Source organism: Paraburkholderia tropica (genome assembly GCF_014171495.1).
Classification (GTDB): Bacteria; Pseudomonadota; Gammaproteobacteria; order Burkholderiales; family Burkholderiaceae; genus Paraburkholderia; species Paraburkholderia tropica.
On sequence record NZ_CP049134.1, the window covers coordinates 1666652 to 1690701 of the forward strand.

Here is a 24050-nt window from a genome sequence, read left to right on the forward strand (position 1 = left end):
GGCGACGGACCCCGCATAAATCAACCACACGGACAGCATGGCTAAATTCAGCGGATACAAAAACGGCGTGCTGGCCGTCGGTCGCTCCGACAGCCGGCACGCCGTGGCGGGCAGACTTAAGCCTGCGCCGTCGCGCTTGCCAGTTCTTCGAAGCTGACTTGCTTGTCCGTTACCTTGGCCTTGCCGAGCACGAAGTCCACGACGTTCGATTCAACGACGTAGGCTTCCATTTCGGCCAGACGCTGCTGGTTCGAATAATACCAGCGCACGACTTCCTTCGGGTCTTCGTAGCTTTTCGCGAATTCGTCGACTTCAGCGCGGATCTGTTCCGGCTTTGCTTCGAGACCGTTGGCCTTCACCAGCTCGGCCAGCACGAGGCCCAGCTTGACGCGACGCTCGGCTTGTTCCTTGAACATTTCGGCCGGGATCGGTGCGTCCTTGGCGTTCGGCACGCCGCGTTGCGCGAGGTCGGCACGCGCCATTTCGACGAGGCGTTCCTGGTCCTGTTCGATCAGTGCGTTCGGCACGTCGAGTTCGGCGATCTTCAGCAGCGCGTCCATCACCTGGTTCTTGACGATCGACTGCGTGCGACGCTTCGCTTCACGCTCGAGGTTGTCCTTGATTTCAGCGCGCATCTTCACGAGGTCGCCGTCGGCGATGCCGAGCGACTTGGCGAATTCGCCGTCGATTTCCGGCAGGTGCGGCCACTCGATCTGCTGCATCGTGATCGTGAACTTCGCGGTCTTGCCGGCGACTTCCTTGCCGTGATAGTCCTCGGGGAACGCGAGGTCGAATTCACGCGACTCGCCGTTCTTCAGGCCGATGGCGGCCTTTTCGAATTCCGGCAGCATGCGGCCTTCGCCGAGCACGAACGCGAAACCTTCCGCGCTGCCGCCCGGGAATGCGACGTCGTCGATCTTGCCGACGAAGTCGACCGTCACGCGATCGCCTTCCTTGGCTGCGGTGTCGGCGCCGCCGTCACCGTGCTCGCCGGCTTCGCCACGTGCGTGGAAGTGCACGCGCTGCTTGCGCAGGATGTCGAGCGTGCGGTCGATTTCCGCGTCGCTGATGGTCGTGGTCGTGCGCTCGATTTCGGCCGTGCCGACGTCGCCGAGCTTGACTTCCGGGTAGACCTCGAAGGTCGCGTCGAATGCGTAGTCGCCTTCAGCGGCGTCCGCCTTCGGGGCGAAGCTCGGCTGGCCGGCGACGCGCAGGTTTTCCGCGCGGCTGATGTCGAAGAATTCCTTGCCGACCTTGTCGCTCAGAACTTCGGCTTCCACCTGACCCGAGTACTGCTGCGTGACCATCTTCAGCGGCACCTTGCCCGGGCGGAAACCCGGCATGCGCACATTCTTTGCCAGTTGGCGGATGCGCGAATCGACTTCTTTCTGCACGGCGTCCTTCGGCAGGGAAATCGTCACGCGGCGTTCGAGCTTGCCGAGGTTTTCAACAGCGTTAGCCATGGCTTCAATCGTCCTAAAATTGTTCGAGCGTATCAGTAATCTTTGCTGCCGCAGTTCGATGGGAAAGCCCGCATCGCCTGCGTCTCGCTAGTGCCTCGTCGGCGCCGCCTGCCGGCTTCGATCGCGACCATTCGGTCGCGCCCAAGGCCGGCGGGCGCATCCCATGGCGCCTCTCGCCGCAGACCGCCGCGCTGGCCGCGCACCACGCAACGGCGTGGAACGGGCGCTTCGCGGACGCTGCCGGCTGGGCGGCGCCCTTTCCGGAAGCCGCGAGACCCGGCCCGGCCGACATCGGCCGGTGAAGGCCGAAACGGACGGCTTGCCGTGCGGTTCCGTCAAAAGAGCCAAGTATTTTAGCAAACTATTTCCCCACTCAAATGGAATTGCCGTTCGGGACGCCAAAACGGCGCCTTTCCATGTGAATTTGGTGGGTTTTCAGGCCCGAATCGCCCTTCGGCCTTCGCTCGGGTGCCGACTTCGTCGCGTCCGCATCGACTCGTTGATGCGACGCCGGAGCGCCACGCTCCGCGGCGCTTTCGTACTGTAAGCACGTTAGCGGCACGGCCTTGCGCGATGCACGCTATCGCAGCGCGCTTATCCAGCGCCCGGCCCCGCGCTGTTAAGCTAGTGCTCGCGCCGGACGCCCCGCCGGATGCAGCCGCCATCCCAACTCTTTCCGTCGAGGCACCATGTCCAACCCGTCGTTCGAGGCACCCGTCGTCGTCATTGCTCCCGATTCATTCAAAGGCTCGCTGAGCGCGGACGGGGTCGCCGCCGCCATCGCCGAAGGCATTCGCCGCGCGCGCGCCGACGCCGAAATCCGCATCTGCCCGATGGCCGACGGCGGCGAAGGCACGCTCGATGCCATGCTCAGCGTGGGCGGCGAACGCCGCATCCTCAATGTGGAAGGCGCCGCGCTCGCGCGCCGCGACGCCACGGTCGGCCTGCTGCACGACGGCAGCGCGATCGTCGAAACCGCCGAGATCGTTGGCATCACCGACCCCGTCGGCATGGGTGTGCCGGTCGCCGCGCGCAGCACGCGCGGCATGGGCGAAGCGATCCGCGCGCTACTCGACGAAGGCGTGCGGCGCTTCTACGTGGCGCTCGGCGGCAGCAGCACCAACGACGGCGGCGCGGGTCTGCTCGCGGGCCTCGGCCTGCAACTCTTCGATGCGGCGGACAATGCGCTCGCGCCCACGCCCGAAGCGCTCACGCGCGTCGCGCGCGTGGACATATCGGGGCTCGATGCGCGTCTTTCCGAGGCCAGCTTCGTGGCGATGTCCGATGTCGACAATCCGCTGACCGGCGATCACGGCGCGACGGCCGTGTTCGGTCCGCAAAAAGGTGTGACGCCCGGCGAAGTCGCGCCGATCGACGCCGCGCTCGGCCGTTTCGCCGATCTGCTCGAAGCCGCACTCGGACGCACCGCGCGTGACGAAGCGGGCGCCGGCGCGGCGGGCGGCCTCGGTTTCGCGCTGCGCATGCTGGGCGCGAGCTTCGAGCCGGGGGCGGAAGTCGTCGCGCGCACCATCGGCCTCGATCAGGCGCTCGCGGGCGCGCAATGGCTCATCACCGGCGAGGGACGCTCGGACGTGCAGACCCTGCACGGCAAGGCGCCTTTCATCGCCTGCCGCCACGCGCAGGCCGCGGGCGTGCCGGCGACGCTGCTCTCGGGCGCCGTCGACTCCGCCGCGCTGCCGCGGCTGGCCGAGCACTTCAGCGGCTGCTTCTCGCCCGCGCCCGGCCCGATCACGCTCGAAACCGCCATTCGCGACGCCGCCGCGCTGCTCGCGAACGAAGCGGAACAGCTCACGCGTCTCAAGTACGGTGCCGCGCGCCCTTGAGCGCCGCCCGGAGCACAGGACATTTCGCGCGCAACGAATCGCATTTGCTGCTGGCGCTCGTTGCGCGCGAAGCGTTAAACCGCTCCTTGAATCGTGCGAATAGTCAGACGTTTTGGTCCGCGAATGCGCTTGCGTTCGCAGTAAGCGATTAATAGATTCGTACGCTCATTGAAGATGCGCTTACGAGGGTTCATGCGCGTTGACCCCGGCGCTCGTTGAGGCAACAATCATGATCATCGCGACACGATCGCGCATACCTCACGCGACCAGACCAGGACGACCATGAAGGCAAGCAAAGCCGGACTCGAACAATTTTTGACCTATCGGCTCCATGTCCTGAACAAGCTCTCCGAACGCGGCGCAAGCGAGCGCTACCAGGCGAAGCTCGGCGTTACCCTGCCCGAAGCACGTCTCATCGCCGCGGTCGGCGCATTCGGCCCGTTTTCAGTGATGGAGCTCGCGCGCCACGCGAATCTCGACAAGAGCCAGGCCAGCCGCGCCGCGGAAGCGCTGATGCGCCGCGGCCTCATGCAACGCGACGCCAGCGAGGAAGACGGCCGGCTCGTGCTCGTCTCGCTCACGGCCGAAGGCCGCGCGCTTTATCGCAAGGTCATGCCCATCGCCCGCAAGTGGAATGTGGACCTGTTCGCCTGCCTCGAAGAGAAGGAGCGCGAACTGCTGAACCGCGCGCTGGAGAAAGTCATCGCGGCAGCCCAGGAAGATCTGTAACCGCGCCTTCGCGATAAACGAAACAGATGGTTAATACGGGCTGATCGGCGGGCCGATTCACCGCGCGCCCGGCGTAATCGGCACAAGAAAAAAGGCCACGTACCGTTGAGGTACGTGGCCTTTGTCTTTGGTGCGTGAGGCCGGACTCGAACCGGCACACCCTTGCGGGCGTCAGGACCTAAACCTGGTGCGTCTACCAATTTCGCCACTCACGCGAATGCTGCTGGCGAGACCGCTGCGAGTGGAAACGACTGAGAACCATCGCGTGCATCGAATGCAATACGGACCTGCCTGGGCGCGCTGCTCGGTCGGAATCACAGAGGGATAACCGCCGCGAACGCGCAAGCGCGAGATTCTAACTGATTGAATTGCGCTTGTCTGCAACTTGCAGCGCGGCGTGGATTGCGCCCTTTCCTCGCTCGACGGGCGGCGGACGGGCGGCGACCGGTGCGCCCGCGGCCCGAAAAACAGGCCGGTGCTAGAATCGCCGCTCCGCGGCTCTATGCCCCACCGCCGACCTCGCTGAACGATTCAGCCGGGCAGCGACAGCGCCGCGCCTCCCCACGCCCCGAACGCCGTGAATTTCGACGATTACTGCCTGCAAAAGGCGGCCCCACCCGGATCGAGCACGTACTACGCGCTGCGCCAGGCGAGCGCCGCGCGCCAGCCGCTCCTTGCCGCCCTGTTCGCCCTGCGCCGCGAACTCGAGGAAACCGCCAAGGAAACGAGCGACCCGACCGTGGGCCGCACGAAGCTCGCCTGGTGGCAGAAGGAACTCGCCGCGCTGGCCGCCGGCAATCCCTCGCATCCGGTCACGAAAGCGCTCGCCGCGCATCTCGACGATCCCGCAAATCTCTATCCCCTGTTACAGCAATTGCTCGCGGGCTTCGAGATGGATTTCGAGCAGGCCCGCTATCTCGACATGCCGAATCTGCGCCGTTATATCGACGGCGTGGGCGGCACGTTCGCCACGCTCGTCGCGCAGGCCTGCGTGCGCACGCCGCAGGAACACGAGTCGGCCGCACGCTGGGCCGCCCCGCTCGGCAATGCGCTGACGCTCGCTCAGTTCGTGCCGGAGATCGGCAACGACGCGCGTCATGGCCGCATCTACCTGCCGATCGACGAATTGCAGCGCTACAACGTCACCGCCGCCGATCTGATCAACCGCCGCTACAGCGCCGAATTCACCGAGCTGATGCAGTTCCAGACGGCGCGTGCGCGCGAAGCGCTGACTGCCGCGCTCGACGCGATTCCCGCCGCCGAGCGCAAACCGCAGCGAGCGCTGCGCGCGCTCGCCGCGCTCGAACTCGCGCTGCTGGACGAAGTGGAACGCGAAGGCTTTCAGGTGCTGCATCAGCACATCGCGCTTACGCCAATCCGCAAGCTCTGGATCGCGTGGCGCGCGGCACGACGTAACTGAGACCGGCGCAAAGCGCGCCGCTTTCAATATCGCGCGACGTCGAGCAACTTCAGGCGCGCAACAACGGCAACGGCTCGAAGCGCTGCTGCAAGACCGAGGCGGCGTCGAGTCCCCACCATCCGTTCAGCACTGTCGCGTAGATCTGCCGGAAATCGATGGCCACGGGCAGATTGCCGTTGCCATCCAGACGCGCGAGCGCCGGTGCCTCGCCATACAGACCGCCCGCCACGCGCCCGCCCGCCACGAAATGCGCCGATGCCGTGCCGTGATCGGTGCCGCGACTCTGGTTCTCGCGCACGCGCCGTCCGAACTCGGCATACGTGGCGATCAGCGTGCGATCCCAACGCCCCATTTCGATCAGCGCCGAACGCATCGCGACCATGCCTGCCGCGAACTGGCGCAACAGCTCCGCGTGACGTTCGGGCTGGTTCTCGTGCGTATCGAAGCCATTGAGCGTGAGGCGGATGACCGCGACGCCGTCGCCTTGCACCGGCGCGCCTTGTGCCGTTTCGCCGGACGCCAGCGCCTGCATCGCCGTCTTCACCGAGGCGCCGAATGCGCCCGCCGGAAACGCCGTCTTCAACGCATATTCACCGGGCCGCGGCCGCAACTGATCGGCCGCATGCACGATGTCGTTCTCCACATCGAGCAGGTGCGCGAGCGCCGGATTGCGCTCCTGAAGCGCGACCGGCGTCACGAGCCGCGAAGCGCGCGCGAACTGCGCCGGATTGACGAGCGCGATGGCGCGCGCGCCGTTCGCGAGCGGCCCCATCTCGGCGCTGCCGAGCACCAGACCATCGGCGGCAAAACCCTTCGGCACGGGCGTGGTCGCGAACGCACGCGTGAGCCAGCCTTCGCGCAGATATTGATCGGAGCGCGACGCCGTATCCCAGATCTCGATCGAGCGAAAATGCGAGAGGTTCGGCTGCGCGTAGCTCACGCCCTGCACGATCGCGAGTTCGTGCGCGCGCCACATCGGCAGCAGAGGCGCGAGCGCCGGATGCAGCGCGGTGCGTTCGTCGAGCTGGATCGCGTCGCCGCGACGCACGCCAATGGTGCTGCGATAACGCGCATAGAGCGGATCGGCGTACGGCACGACGGTGTTCAAGCCGTCATTGCCGCCCTTCAACTCGACGAGGATCAGCAGATTCTCGTAGCCGCTCGCTCGCGCTTGCGCAGTCGCGGCGAGCGTTTGCGCGTGGACGCTCTGAGGCAGCCACGACGCCGCGCCTGCCGCCGTCGCCGCGGCCGCCGCAGCCAGAAAATCGCGTCGCTTCATGCCATGCCTCGCTCGTCGATGCGCCGCTGCGCGGCGGTGTTGTTGCTGTGCGTGCTGCGGTGAATGGCTTCGTTCGTGGATATCATCGTCCGTCTTCGTTTCGAGGCGCGCTCAAGTGAGCTGATACACGGGATCCATCAGGAGTGCCTGGAGATACGCCTGCGCACTGCTGCCCGCCGCAATGGCGTCGACGGGCGCGAGCGGCAGCACGGCATGCTGCATCTGCAACTGCTGCGAGAGATCGGGCTTGTCGCTCGCGCTCAGGCCGTAACGCGCAAGCCAGCCATCGAGATCGAAACGCATGCCGCCTTGCGTGCGCGGCGGCGCTTTTGCGGTCGTCTTCGTCATCGCTGCGCCCATACGTGGACGCCCCGCCTCGGTCGCGCGAAACAGCTGCTCGACGAACTGCTTGCGCGCGAGCAGCGTCGAACTGTTGATCCACGCCACGCCGCCGGGCCAGCCTTTCACATTGGGCGGATAAAACAGATTCTCGCCGAGCGCCGCCGAGGTCCGCGCGAACGGCGCGGTGTCGCCATACGTCACGCCGAAGCGCCGAATCGTACCGACGATGAACGTCACCGGCGAACTGACCAGCACGCCGCGATTGCGCTCGTCCCAGAACGCAGGCGTAAGCAGCAAGGCGCGCAACGCAGCGGAAATATCGTAACGACTCGCGCGAAAATGCGCGGCGACGTGGTCGAGCTGCGCGGTATCGGGCGTGTCGGACACGAACTCGCGCCACATTTTCGCCGCCACGAAATGCGCCGTCTGTGGCTCGCCGAGCAGAATGTCGAGCATCGCGTCGCCATCGAACGGGCCGCTGTGGCCGAGCACGGTCTTCACGCCGTCGTCGTGCTGCGCCGGCCGCGAGACGAATTGCCCGGTATCGGGGTCGACGGCCCAGCCCGTGTAGGCGCGCGCCGCCTCGCCGACGTCCTGCTGCGTGTACTGCCCTTCGCCGAGCGTGAACAGCTCCATGACCTCGCGCGCGAAGTTCTCGTTCGGCTTGCCCTTGCGATTGCTCGCGCCGTCGAGATAGAGCAGCATCGCCGGATCTTTCGCCACCTCGTGCAGCATTGTCGCGAAATTGCCGAGCGCGTGGCGCCTCAGGAGCGAATTTTGCTGGGCCATCATCTGGGGCTCCGGCACCTTGTCCTGACCCGACGTGAAATGGTTATGCCAGAACAACGTCATGCGCTCCGTGACCGGCGACGGCGTGACCAGCATCTCGCCCATCCACCACGCGCGCAATTCGTCGTAATGCCTGCCGCGCGTACGTTGCGCGTCGCGGCGCTGATCGGGCGTCCAGGCGTTGCGCTCGGCGCGCGTCGGCAGCGGCTCGGCGCACCAGGCGGGCAGCGGCGTGACGGCCTCGGTGCGGGCGGTGGCCAGCACGCGGTCGACGGCTTCGGCGCGCGTGAGGCCGACGTAAGGCGCGAGGTCGGCGCCGGCCGGTGCGAAGCCCGTGCGGATCAGCAGATGCCTCGCGTCGTCGGCGTCGAGCAGTTCGGTTTCGACGGACGAAGGCATCGCCGCAGATGCCGCCGGCGCATGGCGATGCACGTGAGAAAGATGCGACGCGCGGCGCGGCGGTTCGGGCTTCGTCTCGCTACTCGCATCTGCGGTGGATTGCGCGCAAGCGCGTCGGGACCACGCGCCGAGCGCCGACGCTAACGGCAGCGTGGACAGCGTGAAGAACGCGGCGCGCGTGACGGCTGGCTGATCCAGTGATGCTCGCACGGATGCGCCGGCGTCGGCTGCATCGCTCGCGTCGCTCACATGGCTGGCCGCGCGGCGCGGCGGGAACACCGGCAAGAAGCTTTTCATGGCGCCTGGGTTTCAAGGAGCGCGCAACGACCGGCCAGACGACCGCTGCCGTTCACGCGCGAACCTGGTGAATGTACCGGCATAACGAGTGGAGCGGGCGCGCTGTTGACTCCGCGGGCCACTCGGGCGCAAAGGATTTTGAAACTGATTTTTTCAGCGACGGGCGCCGCGCGAAGCGGTCCGAACGGACAAGAGCAGGGACACAGCGAGAAACGCCTGGAAACAACGCGTAACAGCAGAAAGGCAGCGAATGACGAAAGATGCGATCAGCGCGACGGCGAAAGATGACCTGGCAGGCAATACAACGCAACACGCGACGCAACACACGCGACGTGGCGAGATGCGTCTAGCGCTTGTAGAGTTCGCGCACGGCGTCTTCGATGTGCTGGCGCAGCAGGCGCCGCTCGTCGGGCGTCATGTGGCCGTCGCGGCGGCGTTGGTCGAGATCGGGAGGAACGGCGTTGCGCTGATTGATGTCCGAAGCGGGACGAGGCGGCATGTCGTTGCGCACCCGACGAATGGGCGGCCTGCCGCCGTAGCGGGCCGCACCGGGCCCGTCACCGAAGGGCTGGGCGTGTGCCGGCGCCGCATCCAATGCAGCCACGACGCCGCTGGCCAACGCCAGAGCAATCATGGTGTGGCGCATTGTCGGCCTGACCCCTCCCATCGTTTTGTTCCCTTCTTGACGCGGCAAACGGCTACCTCGATTGCATTGTTCGGACCCAGTTCAACACGGGCACTGGTTCAAAATCGAATGAAGTATCTACCGAATGGCCGCTCAACGTAAAGAAGTCTATCTGTCAGTGCTTGATGCCGTAGCACAGCACGGGTAAATTTTGTAACTGACTGTAACCCGTTAATCGGTGCAATCTCGCACTGCAACCCAATCGCGCTAAGATGCCAGGCATGGAAACCAAGAACCCGTCCAAAATTCTCGTGGTCGACGACGACCCCCGACTGCGTGACCTGCTGCGCCGCTACCTCGGCGAGCAGGGTTTCAACGTATATGTTGCGGAAAACGCCCCTGCCATGAACAAGCTGTGGGTGCGTGAACGCTTCGACCTGCTCGTGCTCGATCTGATGCTGCCGGGCGAAGACGGCCTGTCGATCTGCCGCCGCCTGCGTGGCAGCAACGACCGCACGCCCATCATCATGCTCACGGCCAAGGGCGAAGACGTCGACCGTATCGTCGGTCTCGAAATGGGCGCCGACGACTATCTGCCGAAGCCCTTCAATCCGCGCGAGCTGGTCGCCCGCATTCACGCCGTGCTGCGCCGTCAAGCGCCGTCCGAACTGCCGGGCGCGCCGTCGGAAACCACTGAAGTATTCGAGTTCGGCGAATTCGCGCTGAACCTCGCCACCCGCACGCTCACCAAGGCCGGCCAGGAAATTCCGCTCACCACGGGCGAATTCTCCGTGCTCAAGGTGTTCGCGCGTCATCCGCGCCAGCCGCTCTCGCGCGAAAAGCTCATGGAGCTCGCACGCGGCCGCGAATACGAAGTGTTCGACCGCAGCCTCGACGTGCAGATCTCGCGTCTGCGCAAGCTGATCGAGCCCGATCCGGGCAGCCCGCGCTTCATCCAGACGGTCTGGGGCCTCGGCTACGTGTTCATCCCCGACGGCGCTGCCTGATACAGGATGGATGGCGTCTCATTGCCTGCACGACCTCTGTTGACGGGAAGGGTTCATGCGGATTGACCGGCGTCTGCTGACGCTTGCGTTCGGCGACCTGTTCTGGCGCACCTTCCTGCTGATCGCGCTGCTCATTGCGGTCAGTCTTGCGGCATGGTTCCAGAGCTTTCGCGTGATCGAGCGGGAGCCACGCGCCCAGCGCGTGGCGCTTCAGCTCGTCGCCGTGGTCAAGCTCACGCGCACCGCGCTCCTCTACTCCGATCCCGATCTGCGCCGCGCGCTGCTGCAGGATCTGGAGAGTAACGAGGGCGTGCGCGTGTATCCGCGCGAGACCACGGACAAATACAAGCTGCAGCCAGACGAATCGCTCAATCGCCTGATCGAGCACGACATCCGCGGCCGTCTCGGCGACGACACGGTAATTGCCCAGTCGGTCAACGACATCCCGGGCGTGTGGATCAGCTTCAAGATCGACGACGACGACTACTGGGTGGCGCTCGACCGCGATCAGCTCGACAACGTCACCGGCCTGCAGTGGGTCGGCTGGGGCATTTCCGCGCTTGCGCTGTCGCTGTTCGGCGCGGCGTTCATCACGAGTCTCGTGAACCGCCCGTTCGCGCGGCTCGCAATGTCCGCGCGCATGGTCGGCTCCGGCCAGTCGCCCTCGCCCTTGCCGGAAAGCGGCATGGGCGTGGCGGCGGAAACCAATCGCTCGTTCAACCAGATGGTGCGCGACCTCGAACAGCTCGAGGCCGATCGCGCGCTGATGCTCGCGGGCATCTCGCACGATCTGCGCACGCCGCTCGCGCGATTACGGCTGGAGACGGAGATGAGCCCGTCCGATCAGGCGACCAAGGACGCGATGATCGACGACATCGAGCAGATGGACATGATCATCGGGCGCTTCCTCGACTATGCGCGGCCGGTGCAGCGCATGACCGAGCGCGTCGATCTGTCGGTGATCGCGAGCGAGATGGCGGCGCGCCTGGCGACCGAGGACGGCGTGCGCCTGATCACGCGTCTCGCGCCCACGGCCATGGTCGAAGCCGACGACACCGATATGCGCCGCATTGTCGGCAACCTGATCGAGAATGCGCGCAAATATGGTGCAAGCGATTCCGACGGCATTCCTCACATCATGCTGGAAACGCGCGTTTCGCACTCGCGCGTGGAGCTTTCGGTGGTCGACGAAGGCCCCGGCATTCCCGAGGATCAGCTCGCGCTTGTCACGCGGCCGTTCTATCGCGTCGACAGTGCCCGCACGCAGGCCAACGGCACCGGCCTCGGCATGGCGATCGTCCAGCGCCTCGTGAGCCGTTATCGCGGCGCGCTGCGTCTGCGCAACCGCGCGCCCGGCCCGGGCCTCGAAGTCACGATCGAGTTTCCGCTCGCCAAGGGCGCCTGAGGCGCTTTCTCCACTTTTCTTCCGGTCGATTCACGCTCGTTGATTCGCGCCTGCACGGGCGCGGATCAACGCACGCGCGCGTCGAGGCGCACCGTCGCGGCACGCGCCGGCTTCCCCTGCCACAATCTGACGATGGGCCGCGCGCGTCATGCGCGCAGGCGTTCTTGCCCGTCTCGATCCAGGGGAGCAGCGACATGAAAACCATCGGCGACAAACTCGAAGCCTTCACCGTCACGGCCGCCAAACCCGGCTTTAATTTTCCGGAAGAAAACGGCGAATCGGCGTTTCAGGAAATCACCGAGCAAAGTTTTTCGGACAAGTGGAAGGTCATCTATTTCTATCCGAAGGATTTCACCGTGATCTGCCCGACCGAGATCGTCGCGTTCGCGCGGCTTCAAAAGGAATTCGAGGATCGCGAAACCGTGCTGCTCGGCGGCAGTTGCGACAACGAATACGTGAAGCTCGCGTGGCGGCGCGAGAACAAGGATCTCGACCGCCTGAACCACTACGCGTTCGGCGACGTGAAAGGCGAGCTGATCGATCAGCTCGGCATCCGCGACAAGGAAGCGGGCGTGGCGCTGCGTGCGACGTTCATCGTCGATCCGGACAACACGATCCAGTACGTGAGCGTCAACACGCTCAGCGTCGGGCGCAGCGCCGCCGAAGTGCTGCGCGTGCTCGACGCGCTGCAAACCGGCGAGCTGTGCCCGAGCGGTCGCGAGGTGGGCGGCGCGACGCTCTGAGCGGCGTCGTCGGTTAGCCCGGGGTGGTCTCCTGCACTGAATCAGGTCGGGCCGGCGGCCGCGCGCGCCGGCAGGCGTTCGCGGATCGCTCCGGCCAGCGGCTCCTTCCATTCGAGCACGCGCTTTTCCAGCAGACGCCACGACAGATGCGCGAGCAGCACGGATAGCGCGAACTGCACGCCGAGCGCCAGCGCGTCCTGCGCGAGCGGCGGCAGGCCGAGCCGCGTATAGAACACGGGCGCGTCGCCCAGACGCGAGGGCACGAGGTTGTGAAACAGGTAGAAGCCGTAGCTGATCGTGCCGAGATACGCGAGCGGCTTCGTTTCGAGCGCGGCCACCAGCACGCTGTCCTGCGCGCGCACGATCCACAGGAACACCGCGCCGAGCGACATCGCCAGCCCGATATCGAACAAGCCCGGCAGCACCGCGCGCTGCGTCGCTTCGCAGGTCTCGCAGTCGGCGCGCGCGAATGCGAACACCGCGAGGCTCGCGAACGCCAGCGCGAACCATGCCGCGCGCGGCACCGGTCCGTCGATCTGCACACGCTCGCCGCCGATCGCCAGCGCGCCGCCCAGCGCGAGCAGTGCGAAATTCCACGGCGAAAACGCGTAGACCAGCGGCTCGATCGCGCCCGTCGCGTAAAGCGCCAGATGCGCGAGCGCCGCCGCCCCGATCATGCCGATGCAGATTCCCAGATGCCGCGACGCGCGCGTGAACAGCAGCACGAACGGCGCGATCAGATAGAACTGCTGCTCGACCGCGAGACTCCAGAAATGCGACACCGTGCCAGGCCAGCCATCGCGCACCACGCCGATCCATAAATTAGACAGGAATACGAAATGCCACGCGAGGCCGAGTTCGACATCGCGCTGATAAAACCATGCGTGCGCGATCGTCAACGCGATCAGCAGCAGGTAATAAACCGGAAAAATCCGCAGCGCGCGCTTCACGAAAAAGACATACAGCACGGCGTCGCGGCGCGCGCCCTGCCCTTCGACGCGCAGCCGGTTGCGATGCAACTCACCGATGATGAGATAGCCGCTGATCAGAAAAAACAGCCACACACCGATCTTGCCCGCGTCGATCGCATCGAGATGCGCCTTGTGCGAGAGGAACACCAGCATCACGGCCAGCGCCCGGAGACCGTCGAGGCCTTTCACGCGTCTTTCGAGTACCGTCATTGCCCTTTCCGTTTCCGGTTACGCCATCAGCATAAGGCGACAAAAACGAAAAGTAATCGGCAAGAAAAGCACGGGGCGATGATTGCAGATGCAACCATCGCCCCGAATGTCGAACAGGCACGCGACCTGCTCATGCTGTTGAACGCTTTTGCGGCACGACGCTTGCGCAGCGTGACTCCAGCGTGTGCGCCGTTCAGAAAAGCCCTTGTTTCAAGGGCTCAAACAGCGACTCACCCGATTGAAGCGCGCGTGAGCAACACCGCCGCTTGCGCTTCAATGCCTTCGCTGCGACCGAGATAGCCAAGCTTCTCGTTGGTTTTCGCCTTCACGTTCACGCGATCGAGCGGCAGATTGAGATCTTCCGCGATGCACGCGCGCATGGCGTCGATATGCGGCGAAAGCTTGGGCGCCTGGGCGATCACCGTGCTGTCGACGTTCACGAGCTTGAAACCCGCTTCTTCCACGCGGCGCAGGCATTCGCGCAGCAGCACGCGGCTGTTCGCACCGTAGAACTGCTTGTCGGTGTCGGGGAAATGACGGCCGATGTCGCCGAGCGCGGCGGCGCCGAACAGCGCATCGGTGATGGCGTGCAGCAGCACGTCGGCGTCCGAGTGGCCGAGCAGGCCGCGGTCGTACGGCACGGTCACGCCGCCGATCACGAGCGGGCGTCCCGGGACCAGTGCGTGCACGTCGTAGCCTTGTCCGATTCTGATATCCATGTGTGTTTCCGTGTGGTGAGGCGCGGCGCGCGGTCAGGCGCCGGCAGGCCGGTTGCTGCTGTGACTGAGGATGGCTTCGGCAAGCGCGAAGTCTTCGGGGTACGTCACCTTGAAGTTGCGCAGGCTGCCCTGCACGAGGCGCGGTGAATGGCCGAGCCATTCGATCGCACTGGCTTCGTCGGTGAGATCGTGGCCGTCCTGCTGCGCGCGCTCGATGGCGGTACGCAGCATGCCGATGCGGAACATCTGCGGCGTTTGCGCCTGCCAGAGCCCGTCGCGCGATTCGGTGCGCTCGATGCGCGGGCCGCCCGGCACGTGATGGGGCGCGACGCGTTTGAGCGTGTCGGCGACCGGCAGCGCCATGATGCCGCCGACCGGATCGTCCTTGAGCGCCTCGACAAGCGAGCGGATCAGCGCGGGCGTGATGCCGGGGCGCGCGGCGTCGTGCACGAGCACCCAGTCGTCGTCGGTGGCGCCGAACTCTTCGAGCGCGGCGAGTCCGTTGAACACCGACGCCTGGCGCGACGCCCCGCCGTTACGGCGCACGGCGAAGCGCAGGCCGGTGAAGCGGCGAGCGTCGAAATGAGTATCGTCAGGGGAAATCACCACCAGCGTCTGGGTGAACTCGGAGCAGGCATCGAAGGCGGCCAGCGTATAGTGCAGGAGTTCGCGTCCGGCGACCATTCGATATTGTTTGGGCATGGCCGATCCCGAACGGCTGCCGGTTCCGGCGCAGGGGATCAAGGCAAAAAGGCGTGAGGTCACGGTGTCGCGAGCCGCATGAGTCAAAGTAAAGGACGGATTTTATAATAGGTCCTTTGCCCGCACGGCCATCGCCCGCAATCTGCACGCGGGCGGCGGCCTGGCGGGCACGACGGCAGCCCGTCGCAGACGACGTTCGGGCCGCGCCGGCGCCCGCTGGGAAGCCGCTCGCACGCGGCCCGCAGCGGGTTTTGGCGCGCGCGCAAACCTTACGCTAACGTTACGATTAACTGTCAACCCCGGATCGCATGCTCTCCGCCTCGCGCGCGCCCGCGACTTTTTTGGAGTCCGGCCCGCATCGCGAAGCCAACCTGTTGCCTCTATGTCCGATATCGCCGCATCCTCGCAGTCACCGTCCACGTCTTCGTCACCGGTTGCCGTCGTCAAGCCCGGGCAGCGCTTCTCGTTCGACGGCACGCACGGTTCGTCCGACGCGCTGCTGATCGCCCGCTACCGCGAAGCCTCGCGCGCCGGCGCGCCGCTCCTCGCCGTGATCTGCGCGAGCGCCGTCGACGCACAGCGCCTCGCGCAGGAAATCCCGTTCTTCGCGCCCGAGGCGCGCGTGCGCCTGCTGCCCGACTGGGAAACGCTGCCGTACGACACCTTCTCGCCGCACCAGGATCTCGTCTCCGAGCGCCTCGCGACGCTGCACGATCTCGGCGAAGGCCGTTGCGACATCCTGCTCGTGCCGGCCACGACGGCGCTCTACCGCATGCCGCCCGCCTCGTTCCTCGCGGCCTACACGTTTTCGTTCACCCAGGGCGAGCGGCTCGACGAAGCGAAGCTCAAGTCGCAACTGACGCTGGCGGGCTACGAGCACGTGAGCCAGGTCGTGCGGCCCGGCGAATACTGCGTGCGCGGCTCGCTGATCGACCTGTTCCCGATGGGCTCGCCGCTGCCCTACCGCATTGACTTGTTCGACGATCAGGTGGATTCGATCCGCGCGTTCGACCCGGACAGCCAGCGCAGCCTCTATCCGGTCAAGGACGTGCGCCTGCTGCCCGGCCGCGAGTTTCCGTTCGACGAAGCCTCGCGCACGGCGTTTCGCAGCCGCTGGCGCGAAGTGTTCGAAGGCGATCCGAGCCGCGCGACGATCTACAAGGACATCGGCAACGGCGTGCCTTCGGCGGGCATCGAATACTATCTGCCGCTCTTTTTCGAAGAGACGGCCACGCTGTTCCACTATCTGCCGTCGAACGCGCAACTGGTCTTTTCCGGCGATCTGGAAGCCTCGATCCGCCGCTTCACCGCCGACACGAAGCAGCGCCACAACTTCCTGTCGCACGATCGCGAGCGGCCGATTCTCGAACCGCAGCGCCTGTTTCTGAGCGACGAGGACTTCTTCACGCTCGCCAAGCCGTTCAGCCGCCTCGTGCTGCCCGCCGCAAGCGCGGGCGGCTGGGCCGTGCCGCTGCCGACGCTGGCGATCGACCGTCACGCCGACGACCCGCTCGCGACGCTGCGCAGCTATCTCGACACCACGAAGAACCGCGTGCTGTTCGCGGTGGAATCGGCAGGCCGCCGCGAAACCATCGCGCAACTGCTCGCCGACAACCACCTGCGCCCCACCTCGGCGGACAGCTACGCGAGCTGGCTCGAAAGCGACGAACGCTTCGTGCTCGGCGTCGCGCCGCTGTCGACCGGCTTCGCGCTGCCCGGCGAGCAACTCGCCGTCATCACCGAAACGGAGCTGTACGGCCCGCTCGCGCGCCGCGCCGGACGCCGCCGCCAGGAACAGGCGAGCAACGTCGATTCGATGGTGCGCGACCTCTCCGAGCTGAAAGTGGGCGATCCGGTCGTGCACGCGCAGCACGGCATCGGCCGCTATCACGGCCTCGTGACGATGGACCTCGGCGAAGGCGACACCGAATTCCTGCACCTTGAATACGCGAACGCGAGCAAGCTCTACGTGCCGGTGTCGCAACTGCACGTGATCTCGCGTTACAGCGGCGCCGATCCGGACAGCGCGCCGCTGCACGCGCTCGGCTCGGGTCAGTGGGAGAAGGCGCGCCGCAAGGCCGCGCAGCAGATCCGCGACACCGCCGCCGAACTGCTCAACCTCTACGCGCGCCGCGCCGCGCGCGAGGGCCACGCATTCGCGCTCGAACCGCGCGACTACGTGAAGTTCGCGGAAAGCTTCGGCTTCGAGGAAACGCCCGACCAGGCCGCCGCCATCGCCGCCGTGATCGGCGACATGACGAGCGGCAAGCCGATGGACCGCCTCGTCTGCGGCGACGTCGGTTTCGGCAAGACCGAAGTCGCACTGCGCGCCGCCTTCATCGCCGTGATGGGCGGCAAGCAGGTGGCGATCCTCTCGCCCACCACGCTGCTCGCGGAACAGCACACGCAAACCTTCACCGACCGCTTTTCCGAATGGCCCGTGCGCATCGCCGAACTCTCGCGTTTCAAGAGCGCGAAGGAAGTGTCGAGCGCGATCCAGCAGATCAACGACGGCAGCGTCGACATCGTGATCGGCACGCACAAGCTGCTCTCGTCGGACGTGCAATTCAAGCGGCTCGGGCTCGTCATCATCGACGAGGAACACCGTTTCGGCGTGCGCCAGAAGGAAGCGCTCAAGGCGCTGCGCGCCGAAGTCGACGTGCTCACGCTAACCGCCACGCCGATTCCGCGTACGCTCGGCATGGCGCTCGAAGGCCTGCGCGACTTCTCCGTGATCGCGACGGCGCCGCAAAAACGTCTGGCGATCAAGACCTTCGTGCGCCGCGAGGAAGACAGCGTGATTCGCGAGGCGATGCTGCGCGAACTCAAGCGCGGCGGCCAGGTGTACTTCCTGCACAACGAAGTCGAGACCATCGAAAACCGCCGCGCGATGCTCGAAGCGCTGGTGCCCGAAGCGCGCATCGCCGTGGCGCACGGTCAGATGCACGAGCGCGAACTCGAAACCGTGATGCGCGATTTCGTGGCGCAGCGCGCGAACGTGCTGCTTTGCACGACCATCATCGAGACCGGCATCGACGTGCCGAGCGCGAACACGATCCTGATCCACCGCTCCGACAAATTCGGCCTCGCGCAGCTTCACCAGTTGCGCGGCCGCGTCGGGCGCTCGCATCACCAGGCGTATGCGTATCTGCTCGTGCACGATCCGCAGGGCCTCACGAAGCAGGCGCAGCGCCGTCTCGAAGCGATCCAGCAGATGGAAGAACTCGGCTCGGGCTTCTATCTGGCGATGCACGATCTGGAGATTCGCGGCACCGGCGAAGTGCTCGGCGACAAGCAGTCGGGCGAGATTCAGGAGATCGGTTTCCAGCTTTACACCGACATGCTCAACGACGCCGTGAAGGCGCTCAAGGACGGCCGCGAGCCCGATCTCAACGCGCCGCTCGCGGCGACCACCGAGATCAATCTGCACGCGCCCGCGATCCTGCCCGCCGATTATTGCGGCGACGTGCAGGAGCGTCTGTCGCTCTACAAGCGCCTCGCGAACTGCGAGCACGACGATTCGATCGACGGCATTCAGGAAGAGCTGATCGACCGTTTCGGCAAGATGCCGCCGCAGGCGCACGCGCTGATCGAGACGCATCGACTGCGACTCGCTGCCAAGCCGCTCGGCATTACGAAGATCGACGCGGGCGAGGCCGTGATCGGCCTGCAATTCGTGCCGAATCCGCCGGTGGACGCGATGCGAATCATCGAGATGGTGCAGAAGCACAAGCACGTGAAGCTCGCGGGTCAGGACAAGCTGCGCATCGAAACGCGCAGCCCCGACCTCGCGGTGCGCGTGGCGACGGTGAAGGAAACACTGCGCGCGCTCGGCGCGCCGTCGCGGGCCTGAGCGGCGCGGCGCGCGCAAACGCGCCTGGACGCGTGATGTTTTTTTGGCGGCGCCCGCGCTCACGACGAGCGCGGGCGCGCCATGCTGCGCTGCGCCATCCGTTCTCTTGATCGGCCCGGCAGCGCGCTGCCCGTGCGCCGTCGGGCCTCGCCGTGCTCTTTAGCTTGCGGGATTCTTTTTGGGTAAGATGGAATCCACAGCAAGCCGGAGCCCACCATGACCATCGCCGCTGAATCAGCGCAGTCTTCCTCATCGTCTGCAACGTCCGCGGCAACGTCCGCCGATCTTCCCGCCTCGCTTCCCTGGGTCACCCGCCTCGTGTCGATGGACACGGTCAGCCGCCATCCGAATCTCGGCCTGATCGAGACCGTGCGCGACGATCTGCGCGCGCGCGGCATCGAATCGACGCTCACCTACGGCCGCGACGGCAAATGGGCGAATCTGTTCGCCACGCTGCCCGCGCACGACGGCTCGACGAACGGCGGCATCGTGCTGTCCGGCCACACCGACGTGGTGCCCGTCGACGGCCAGAAGTGGGACAGCGATCCGTTCAAGCCCGAGATTCGCGACGGCCTGCTTTACGGACGCGGCACCTGCGACATGAAAGGCTTTATCGGCGCGGCGCTCGCGCTCGTGCCCGAGATCCAGCAGACGAAGCTCGCCAAACCGCTGCACCTCGCGCTCTCGTTCGACGAGGAAGTGGGCTGCGTGGGCGCGCCGCTGATGATCGAGGAACTCGTGAAGCGCGGCGTGAAGCCCGAAGGCTGCATCGTCGGCGAACCCACCAGCATGCGGCCGATCGTGGCGCACAAGGGCATCAACGCGTATCAGTGCTGCGTGCGCGGTCACGCGGCGCATTCGTCGCTGACGCCGCGCGGTCTCAATGCGATCGAGTATGCGGCGCGCCTGATCTGCTACATCCGCGACATGGCCGACGCGTTCCGCGCCAACGGTCCGTTCGACGAGCTCTACGACGTGCCCTTCACGACCGCGCAGACCAGCACGATCGAAGGCGGCAACGCGATCAACACGGTGCCCGCCGAATGCCGCTTCGCGTTCGAGTTCCGCAATCTGCCGACGCTCGACCCCGACGCGATTTTCGCGCGCATCGAGCAATACGCGCGCGAAACCCTGGTGCCGAAGATGCAGCGCGAAAACCCGGCGGGCGCGATCGAGTTCATGAAGATCGCCGCCGCGCCCGGTCTCGACGACACCGAGCAGGCCGCCGTCACGCAACTCGTGCGCGCCCTCACCGCCGACCAGTCGCGCCGCAAGGTGGCCTACGGCACCGAGGCGGGCCTGTTCGCGCGCGCGGGCATTCCGAGCGTGGTGTGCGGTCCCGGCGACATCGAGCAGGCGCACAAGCCGAACGAGTACGTCTCGCTCGCGCAACTGGCGGCGTGCGAAGGTTTCCTGCGCAAGCTGGTGCGCGGCCTCTCCGTCGACGCGCACGTGCAATAACGGGCGCGCCCGCCGCTTACGCGAGAGAGCCGAGACGAGAGACGAGAGACGAGAAGCGCGCCCATGTCCACCGCCACGCCGCTGCCGACCGACCGCACCATCGACGGTGAAGCCATTCCCTCGCTCGACGAGATCGCCTCGCAGCACTTCGCGCTCACACCATGGGTGCTGCGCACGCCCGTGTTCGATCGCCACGATCTACCGTCGCTCGACGGCACTTTCGTCAACTTCAAGTTCGAACTACTGCAGGAAAGCGGCAGTTTCAAGGTGCGCGGCGCGTTCACGCATCTGCTCGCGCTCGACACCGCGCAACGCAGCGCGGGCGTGACCTGCGTGTCGGGCGGCAATCATGCGATCGCCGTCGCGTACGCGGCGAAGCGTCTGGGCATCAGTGCGAAGGTCGTGCTGTTTCGCACCGCGAGCGAGGCGCGCGTGGCGCAGTGCCGGGACCTCGGCGCGGAAATCGTGCGCGCGAACGACAGCAACGAGGCGTTCGACATCGTGCGCCGCGTGGAAACCGAGGAAGGCCGCTATTTCGTGCATCCGTTCAACGGCTTTCGCACGGTGCTCGGCACCGCGACGCTCGGCTACGAATGGGCGACGCAGGCGCCGGACCTCGACGCCGTGATCGTGCCGATCGGCGGCGGCGGACTCGCGGCGGGCGTGGCCACGGCGCTGCGGCTCGCGAATCCGCGCGTGCGCGTGTACGGCGTGGAGCCGGAAGGCGCCGACGTGATGAGCCGCAGCTTCGCCGCCAATCACACGGTGCGCATGAGCCAGATGCATTCGATCGCCGATTCGCTGATGTCGCCGCATACGGAGGACTACAGCTACACGCTGTGCCGGCGTCACCTCGAACGCATCGTCACGGTCTCCGACGACGCCTTGCGCGCCGCCATGCGCCGTCTCTTCGACGAATTGAAGCTCGCGGTCGAACCGGCCGGCGCGACGGCGCTCGCGGGCCTCTACGGCCCGTTGCGCGAGACGCTGCAAGGCAGGCGCGTGGGCGTTCTGCTGTGCGGCACCAACACCGATCCGCAGCGTTTTCACGAGCAGATCGCCCTCGCACGCTGAGTCCGCCGGGCGAAAACGGCCCGGGCACGCTGCGTGCATTACCGCAATCCGCGTGACACCCGCAAGCGGACGAATGTCAGGAACTGTCAAATTGCTACCGCACAGCGGGACCGTTCGCTATCATTGCGCCAATGCGTCGTTATATCGCCAGGCCTGTGCCGCCCCGTCCAGAGGAGAGCCCGCTCATGAGCATGATTAAGGAATTCAAGGAATTTGCCGTCAAAGGCAACGTGATGGATCTCGCCGTCGGCGTGATCATCGGCGGTGCGTTTTCGAGCATCGTCAATTCGGTCGTGAAAGACCTCATCATGCCGGTGATCGGCGTCGTCACCGGCGGCCTCGATTTCTCGAACATGTTCGTGCGTCTCGGGCATATTCCCGCGACCTACAAGGGCAATCCCGATTCGTACAAAGATCTGCAAACCGCGGGCGTGGCCGTGTTCGGTTACGGCTCCTTCATCACGGTGCTGATCAACTTCATCATTCTGGCTTTCATCATCTTTCTGATGGTGAAGTTCATCAACAAGCTGCGCCAGCCGGAAGCGGCCGCGCCGGCCGAACCGCCGCCCACGCCGGAAGACGTGCTGCTGCTGCGCGAGATCCGCGATTCGCTGAAGAATACGCCGCGCTGAACGCACGCCGCTCCACGCTCACACAACCCGCGTCGCCGTCATGGCACGCGGGTTGTGTCTTTATTGGCCGATATTTGTGTTGTTCGCGCCGGTCGAGCGTTGCGCGACGGCCTCCTCGATCAGCCGTTCGAGCTGTTCGAAGTTGACCGGTTTCGTGAGATGCGCGGTAAAGCCCGCGTCGAGACTGCGGCGCACGTCGTCGTCGGTGCCGAAGCCGGTCAGCGCAATCGCGGGCGCCGCCGACTCCTTGCGGAACGCGCGGATGAAGTCGATGCCCGAGCCGTCCGGCAAGCCGATATCGCTGACCACCAGATCGAAACGCCGCGTGGCCGTGAGCGCGAGCGCGCCCGCCACGCTGACCGCCACCGCTACTTCGTGACCAAGCGCACGGATCAATTGCGACATGACCTCCGCCGTGTCCTCGTGATCCTCGATCAGCAGGATGTCGAGCGCGCCCGCATGATGCGCGTCGCCGCGCTCCGCCTGACGCGCCGCGCCCTCGCCCGGCGCCGCCGTGGGCAGCACGATCGTGAAGGTCGCGCCGCAATGCGTGCCCGGACTCTTCGCGCAGACCGTGCCGCCATGCGCCTCGGTCAGCGCCTTCGTGACGGCCAGCCCGAGACCGAGGCCGCCGAACTGCCGCGTCATGTTGTGGCTGCCCTGCTCGAACGCGTGAAAGAGCTTGCCGATCTGCTCGGGCGCGATGCCGATGCCGGTGTCCTCCACCTCGATCACCACATGCATGCGCTCGTCGCGCGTGCGCACGAAAATGTGGCCGCCGTCGGGCGTGAACTTCGCCGCGTTGCGCACCAGATTCCAGAGCATCTGCTGCATGCGCGCGCGGTCGCCGCTCACGTAATGATGCTGCGCGCGCAATTCCACGTGCACGTCCTGCTGCTTGATCTGGATTTCGCTGTGGAACAGATCGAGCACGGCGTCGATCACTTCATGCACATCGACGACATCGAGCGCGAGGCTCAGCTTGCCGTTCGCCACGCGCGTGAGATCGAGCAGATCGTCGATCAGACGCGCCTCGAGTTCGATGTTGCGGCGGATCATCAGCACGCCCGTGCGCGCGGCGTCGGGCAAGCCCGGAATCTGTTCGAGCAGACGCGTGCCGGCCAGCACCGGCGTGAGCGGCGTGCGCAATTCGTGCGACAGCATCGCCAGAAAACGATCCTTCGCGCGATTGGCCTCTTCGGCCGCCTGACGCGCCGCCTGCTCCGAAGCCAGCAACTGGTCGCGCTCCTCGTTGTATTCGCGCTGCGCGTGAATGTCCGTGCAACTGCCGAACCATTTGTTGATGCCGCCGCGCGGATCGCGCATCGCGACGATGCGCACATCGAACCAGCGATACGCGCCGTCGTGGCGGCGAATGCGCAGTTCGTGCCGATATTCGCCGTTGTCGCTGCGGATCGCCTTGAGCCAGGCGTTGCCGATCGCTTCGCGGTCGTCGGGATGCACGGCGTCGAGCCAGCCGAGCGCATGCGTGGCGCTCGCGTCGAGGCCCGTGTAATCGCACCACTGCTTCGAGAGGAAGTCGCAATCGCCGTTGGCATCGCAGGTGAAAACGAGGTGCGGCAATGCTTCGGAGAGCGTACGGTAATGCGCTTCGCGGTCGCGCAGCAACAGCGCCTGATCGGAGTCGCGTTGCAGTGCGACCTGCGAAAGCACGCGTGCGACGGCTTCGGGCAGATAGTCGAGATAGTCGCCGGATTTCGGCACCACGTCGGAGACGCCCGCGCGCAAGGCGGCGATCACGCGCGATTCGTCGGTGAAACCGGTCACGAGGATGGCGGGCACGCGCACGTCGTCGGCGCGCAGACGGCGGAAGAAGTCGAGCCCGGTTTCCGCGCCGTCGAGCTGATAGTCGAGCACCAGCACATCGGGCGTGCGCGCCGCGAGCACGTCGCGCGCGTCGCCGACGCTCGTGCAGGTATCGACGCGCGCGCCGGCGCGCACCAGCGATTTGCGCGCGAGGCGCAGTATGCCTTCGTCATCGTCGACGACGAGCACGTGCGCACCCGTCAATATGGTTGCTTCGTCATTCATGCGCGTCGCGGTCCTTGGAACAGTCTCCAGCTCG

18 protein-coding genes and 1 tRNA gene are annotated in these 24050 nt (G+C 65.9%); 10 read left to right on the forward strand and 9 right to left on the reverse strand.

Annotation, left to right across the window (positions count from 1 at the left end; translation table 11 throughout):
• Positions 1–116: 116 nt before the first annotated feature.
• Positions 117–1463, reverse strand: coding sequence for a trigger factor (tig, locus tag G5S35_RS07440; RefSeq protein WP_065065553.1), 1347 nt, complete (start codon positions 1461–1463; stop codon positions 117–119).
• Between the two features lie 689 nt (positions 1464–2152).
• Here tig and G5S35_RS07445 point away from each other — a divergent pair.
• A complete protein-coding gene (locus G5S35_RS07445; RefSeq protein ID WP_065065554.1) occupies positions 2153–3307 on the forward strand; it encodes a glycerate kinase in 1155 nt (384 codons plus the stop codon).
• A gap of 282 nt (positions 3308–3589) precedes the next feature.
• Positions 3590–4036, forward strand: a complete 447-nt coding sequence (locus tag G5S35_RS07450) for a MarR family winged helix-turn-helix transcriptional regulator (protein ID WP_065065555.1) — start codon at positions 3590–3592, stop codon at positions 4034–4036.
• A gap of 128 nt (positions 4037–4164) precedes the next feature.
• Here G5S35_RS07450 and G5S35_RS07455 read toward each other — a convergent pair.
• A tRNA-Leu gene (locus tag G5S35_RS07455) sits at positions 4165–4251 on the reverse strand.
• Between the two features lie 362 nt (positions 4252–4613).
• Here G5S35_RS07455 and G5S35_RS07460 point away from each other — a divergent pair.
• Positions 4614–5456, forward strand: a complete 843-nt coding sequence (locus tag G5S35_RS07460; RefSeq protein WP_183038122.1) for a squalene/phytoene synthase family protein — start codon at positions 4614–4616, stop codon at positions 5454–5456.
• 49 nt (positions 5457–5505) lie between these two features.
• On the opposite strand, the gene G5S35_RS07465 is transcribed toward G5S35_RS07460, so the two are convergent.
• The 3 genes from G5S35_RS07465 to G5S35_RS07475 form a co-directional block, all read right to left on the reverse strand.
• The gene (locus G5S35_RS07465) at positions 5506–6735 is read right to left on the reverse strand and encodes a DUF1501 domain-containing protein (protein WP_110329021.1); all 1230 of its coding nucleotides are present in this window, start codon (positions 6733–6735) and stop codon (positions 5506–5508) included.
• A gap of 111 nt (positions 6736–6846) precedes the next feature.
• Entirely contained in the window at positions 6847–8265 is a 1419-nt protein-coding gene (locus tag G5S35_RS07470) for a DUF1800 domain-containing protein (protein ID WP_183038821.1), read from the reverse strand.
• A gap of 643 nt (positions 8266–8908) precedes the next feature.
• On the reverse strand, positions 8909–9196 hold the full coding sequence (locus G5S35_RS07475; RefSeq protein WP_231957791.1) for a hypothetical protein: 288 nt from the start codon (positions 9194–9196) through the stop codon (positions 8909–8911).
• A gap of 263 nt (positions 9197–9459) precedes the next feature.
• Here G5S35_RS07475 and ompR point away from each other — a divergent pair, with 263 nt between their 5' ends.
• The 3 genes from ompR to G5S35_RS07490 all read left to right on the forward strand — a co-directional run bounded on the left by ompR (position 9460) and on the right by G5S35_RS07490 (position 12342).
• Entirely contained in the window at positions 9460–10194 is a 735-nt protein-coding gene (ompR, locus tag G5S35_RS07480; RefSeq protein WP_027814652.1) for an osmolarity response regulator transcription factor OmpR, read from the forward strand.
• A 55-nt stretch (positions 10195–10249) separates the two neighbouring features.
• The gene (locus tag G5S35_RS07485; protein ID WP_065065559.1) at positions 10250–11599 is read left to right on the forward strand and encodes an ATP-binding protein; all 1350 of its coding nucleotides are present in this window, start codon (positions 10250–10252) and stop codon (positions 11597–11599) included.
• Between the two features lie 194 nt (positions 11600–11793).
• Entirely contained in the window at positions 11794–12342 is a 549-nt protein-coding gene (locus G5S35_RS07490) for a peroxiredoxin (protein ID WP_065065560.1), read from the forward strand.
• 41 nt (positions 12343–12383) lie between these two features.
• Here the strand turns inward: G5S35_RS07490 and G5S35_RS07495 are convergent, their stop codons facing one another.
• The 3 genes from G5S35_RS07495 to ispD all read right to left on the reverse strand — a co-directional run bounded on the left by G5S35_RS07495 (position 12384) and on the right by ispD (position 15007).
• Complete coding sequence (locus G5S35_RS07495; RefSeq protein ID WP_183038123.1) at positions 12384–13523, reverse strand: acyltransferase family protein; 1140 nt, start codon at positions 13521–13523, stop codon at positions 12384–12386.
• Between the two features lie 230 nt (positions 13524–13753).
• Positions 13754–14242 (reverse strand): 2-C-methyl-D-erythritol 2,4-cyclodiphosphate synthase, encoded by a 489-nt coding sequence (gene ispF / locus G5S35_RS07500; protein WP_065065562.1) that lies wholly within the window; start codon positions 14240–14242, stop codon positions 13754–13756.
• 33 nt (positions 14243–14275) lie between these two features.
• The gene (gene ispD / locus G5S35_RS07505; protein ID WP_074984185.1) at positions 14276–15007 is read right to left on the reverse strand and encodes a 2-C-methyl-D-erythritol 4-phosphate cytidylyltransferase; all 732 of its coding nucleotides are present in this window, start codon (positions 15005–15007) and stop codon (positions 14276–14278) included.
• Positions 15008–15326: 319 nt separating this feature from the next.
• On the opposite strand from ispD, the gene mfd reads away from it, so the two are divergent.
• From mfd to mscL, 4 genes are all read left to right on the forward strand, one after another.
• Positions 15327–18797, forward strand: coding sequence for a transcription-repair coupling factor (gene mfd, locus G5S35_RS07510; protein WP_065065564.1), 3471 nt, complete (start codon positions 15327–15329; stop codon positions 18795–18797).
• A 216-nt stretch (positions 18798–19013) separates the two neighbouring features.
• Positions 19014–20258, forward strand: a complete 1245-nt coding sequence (gene argE, locus G5S35_RS07515; RefSeq protein WP_065065565.1) for an acetylornithine deacetylase — start codon at positions 19014–19016, stop codon at positions 20256–20258.
• A 63-nt stretch (positions 20259–20321) separates the two neighbouring features.
• Positions 20322–21332 carry a threonine/serine dehydratase family protein gene (locus G5S35_RS07520; protein WP_183038124.1) on the forward strand — a complete coding sequence of 337 codons (1011 nt, stop codon included), beginning with the start codon at positions 20322–20324 and terminating at the stop codon, positions 21330–21332.
• Positions 21333–21517: 185 nt separating this feature from the next.
• Positions 21518–21964, forward strand: a complete 447-nt coding sequence (gene mscL, locus G5S35_RS07525; protein WP_065065567.1) for a large conductance mechanosensitive channel protein MscL — start codon at positions 21518–21520, stop codon at positions 21962–21964.
• Positions 21965–22024: 60 nt separating this feature from the next.
• On the opposite strand, the gene G5S35_RS07530 is transcribed toward mscL, so the two are convergent.
• On the reverse strand, positions 22025–24016 hold the full coding sequence (locus tag G5S35_RS07530) for a hybrid sensor histidine kinase/response regulator (RefSeq protein WP_183038125.1): 1992 nt from the start codon (positions 24014–24016) through the stop codon (positions 22025–22027).
• Positions 24017–24050 lie beyond the last annotated feature (34 nt).

Excerpts from the sequence above, each read along its gene's own strand:
- tig (WP_065065553.1), bottom strand. The coding sequence starts at position 1,463 with ATGGCTAACGCTGTTGAAAACCTCGGCAAGCTCGAACGCCGCGTGACG.
- G5S35_RS07445 (WP_065065554.1), top strand. The coding sequence starts at position 2,153 with ATGTCCAACCCGTCGTTCGAGGCACCCGTCGTCGTCATTGCTCCCGAT.
- G5S35_RS07450 (WP_065065555.1), top strand. The coding sequence starts at position 3,590 with ATGAAGGCAAGCAAAGCCGGACTCGAACAATTTTTGACCTATCGGCTC.
- G5S35_RS07465 (WP_110329021.1), bottom strand. The coding sequence starts at position 6,735 with ATGAAGCGACGCGATTTTCTGGCTGCGGCGGCCGCGGCGACGGCGGCA.
- G5S35_RS07470 (WP_183038821.1), bottom strand. The coding sequence starts at position 8,265 with ATGCCTTCGTCCGTCGAAACCGAACTGCTCGACGCCGACGACGCGAGG.
- G5S35_RS07475 (WP_231957791.1), bottom strand. The coding sequence starts at position 9,196 with ATGATTGCTCTGGCGTTGGCCAGCGGCGTCGTGGCTGCATTGGATGCG.
- ompR (WP_027814652.1), top strand. The coding sequence starts at position 9,460 with ATGCCAGGCATGGAAACCAAGAACCCGTCCAAAATTCTCGTGGTCGAC.
- G5S35_RS07485 (WP_065065559.1), top strand. The coding sequence starts at position 10,250 with ATGCGGATTGACCGGCGTCTGCTGACGCTTGCGTTCGGCGACCTGTTC.
- G5S35_RS07490 (WP_065065560.1), top strand. The coding sequence starts at position 11,794 with ATGAAAACCATCGGCGACAAACTCGAAGCCTTCACCGTCACGGCCGCC.
- G5S35_RS07495 (WP_183038123.1), bottom strand. The coding sequence starts at position 13,523 with ATGACGGTACTCGAAAGACGCGTGAAAGGCCTCGACGGTCTCCGGGCG.
- ispF (WP_065065562.1), bottom strand. The coding sequence starts at position 14,242 with ATGGATATCAGAATCGGACAAGGCTACGACGTGCACGCACTGGTCCCG.
- mfd (WP_065065564.1), top strand. The coding sequence starts at position 15,327 with ATGTCCGATATCGCCGCATCCTCGCAGTCACCGTCCACGTCTTCGTCA.
- argE (WP_065065565.1), top strand. The coding sequence starts at position 19,014 with ATGACCATCGCCGCTGAATCAGCGCAGTCTTCCTCATCGTCTGCAACG.
- G5S35_RS07520 (WP_183038124.1), top strand. The coding sequence starts at position 20,322 with ATGTCCACCGCCACGCCGCTGCCGACCGACCGCACCATCGACGGTGAA.
- mscL (WP_065065567.1), top strand. The coding sequence starts at position 21,518 with ATGAGCATGATTAAGGAATTCAAGGAATTTGCCGTCAAAGGCAACGTG.
- G5S35_RS07530 (WP_183038125.1), bottom strand. The coding sequence starts at position 24,016 with ATGAATGACGAAGCAACCATATTGACGGGTGCGCACGTGCTCGTCGTC.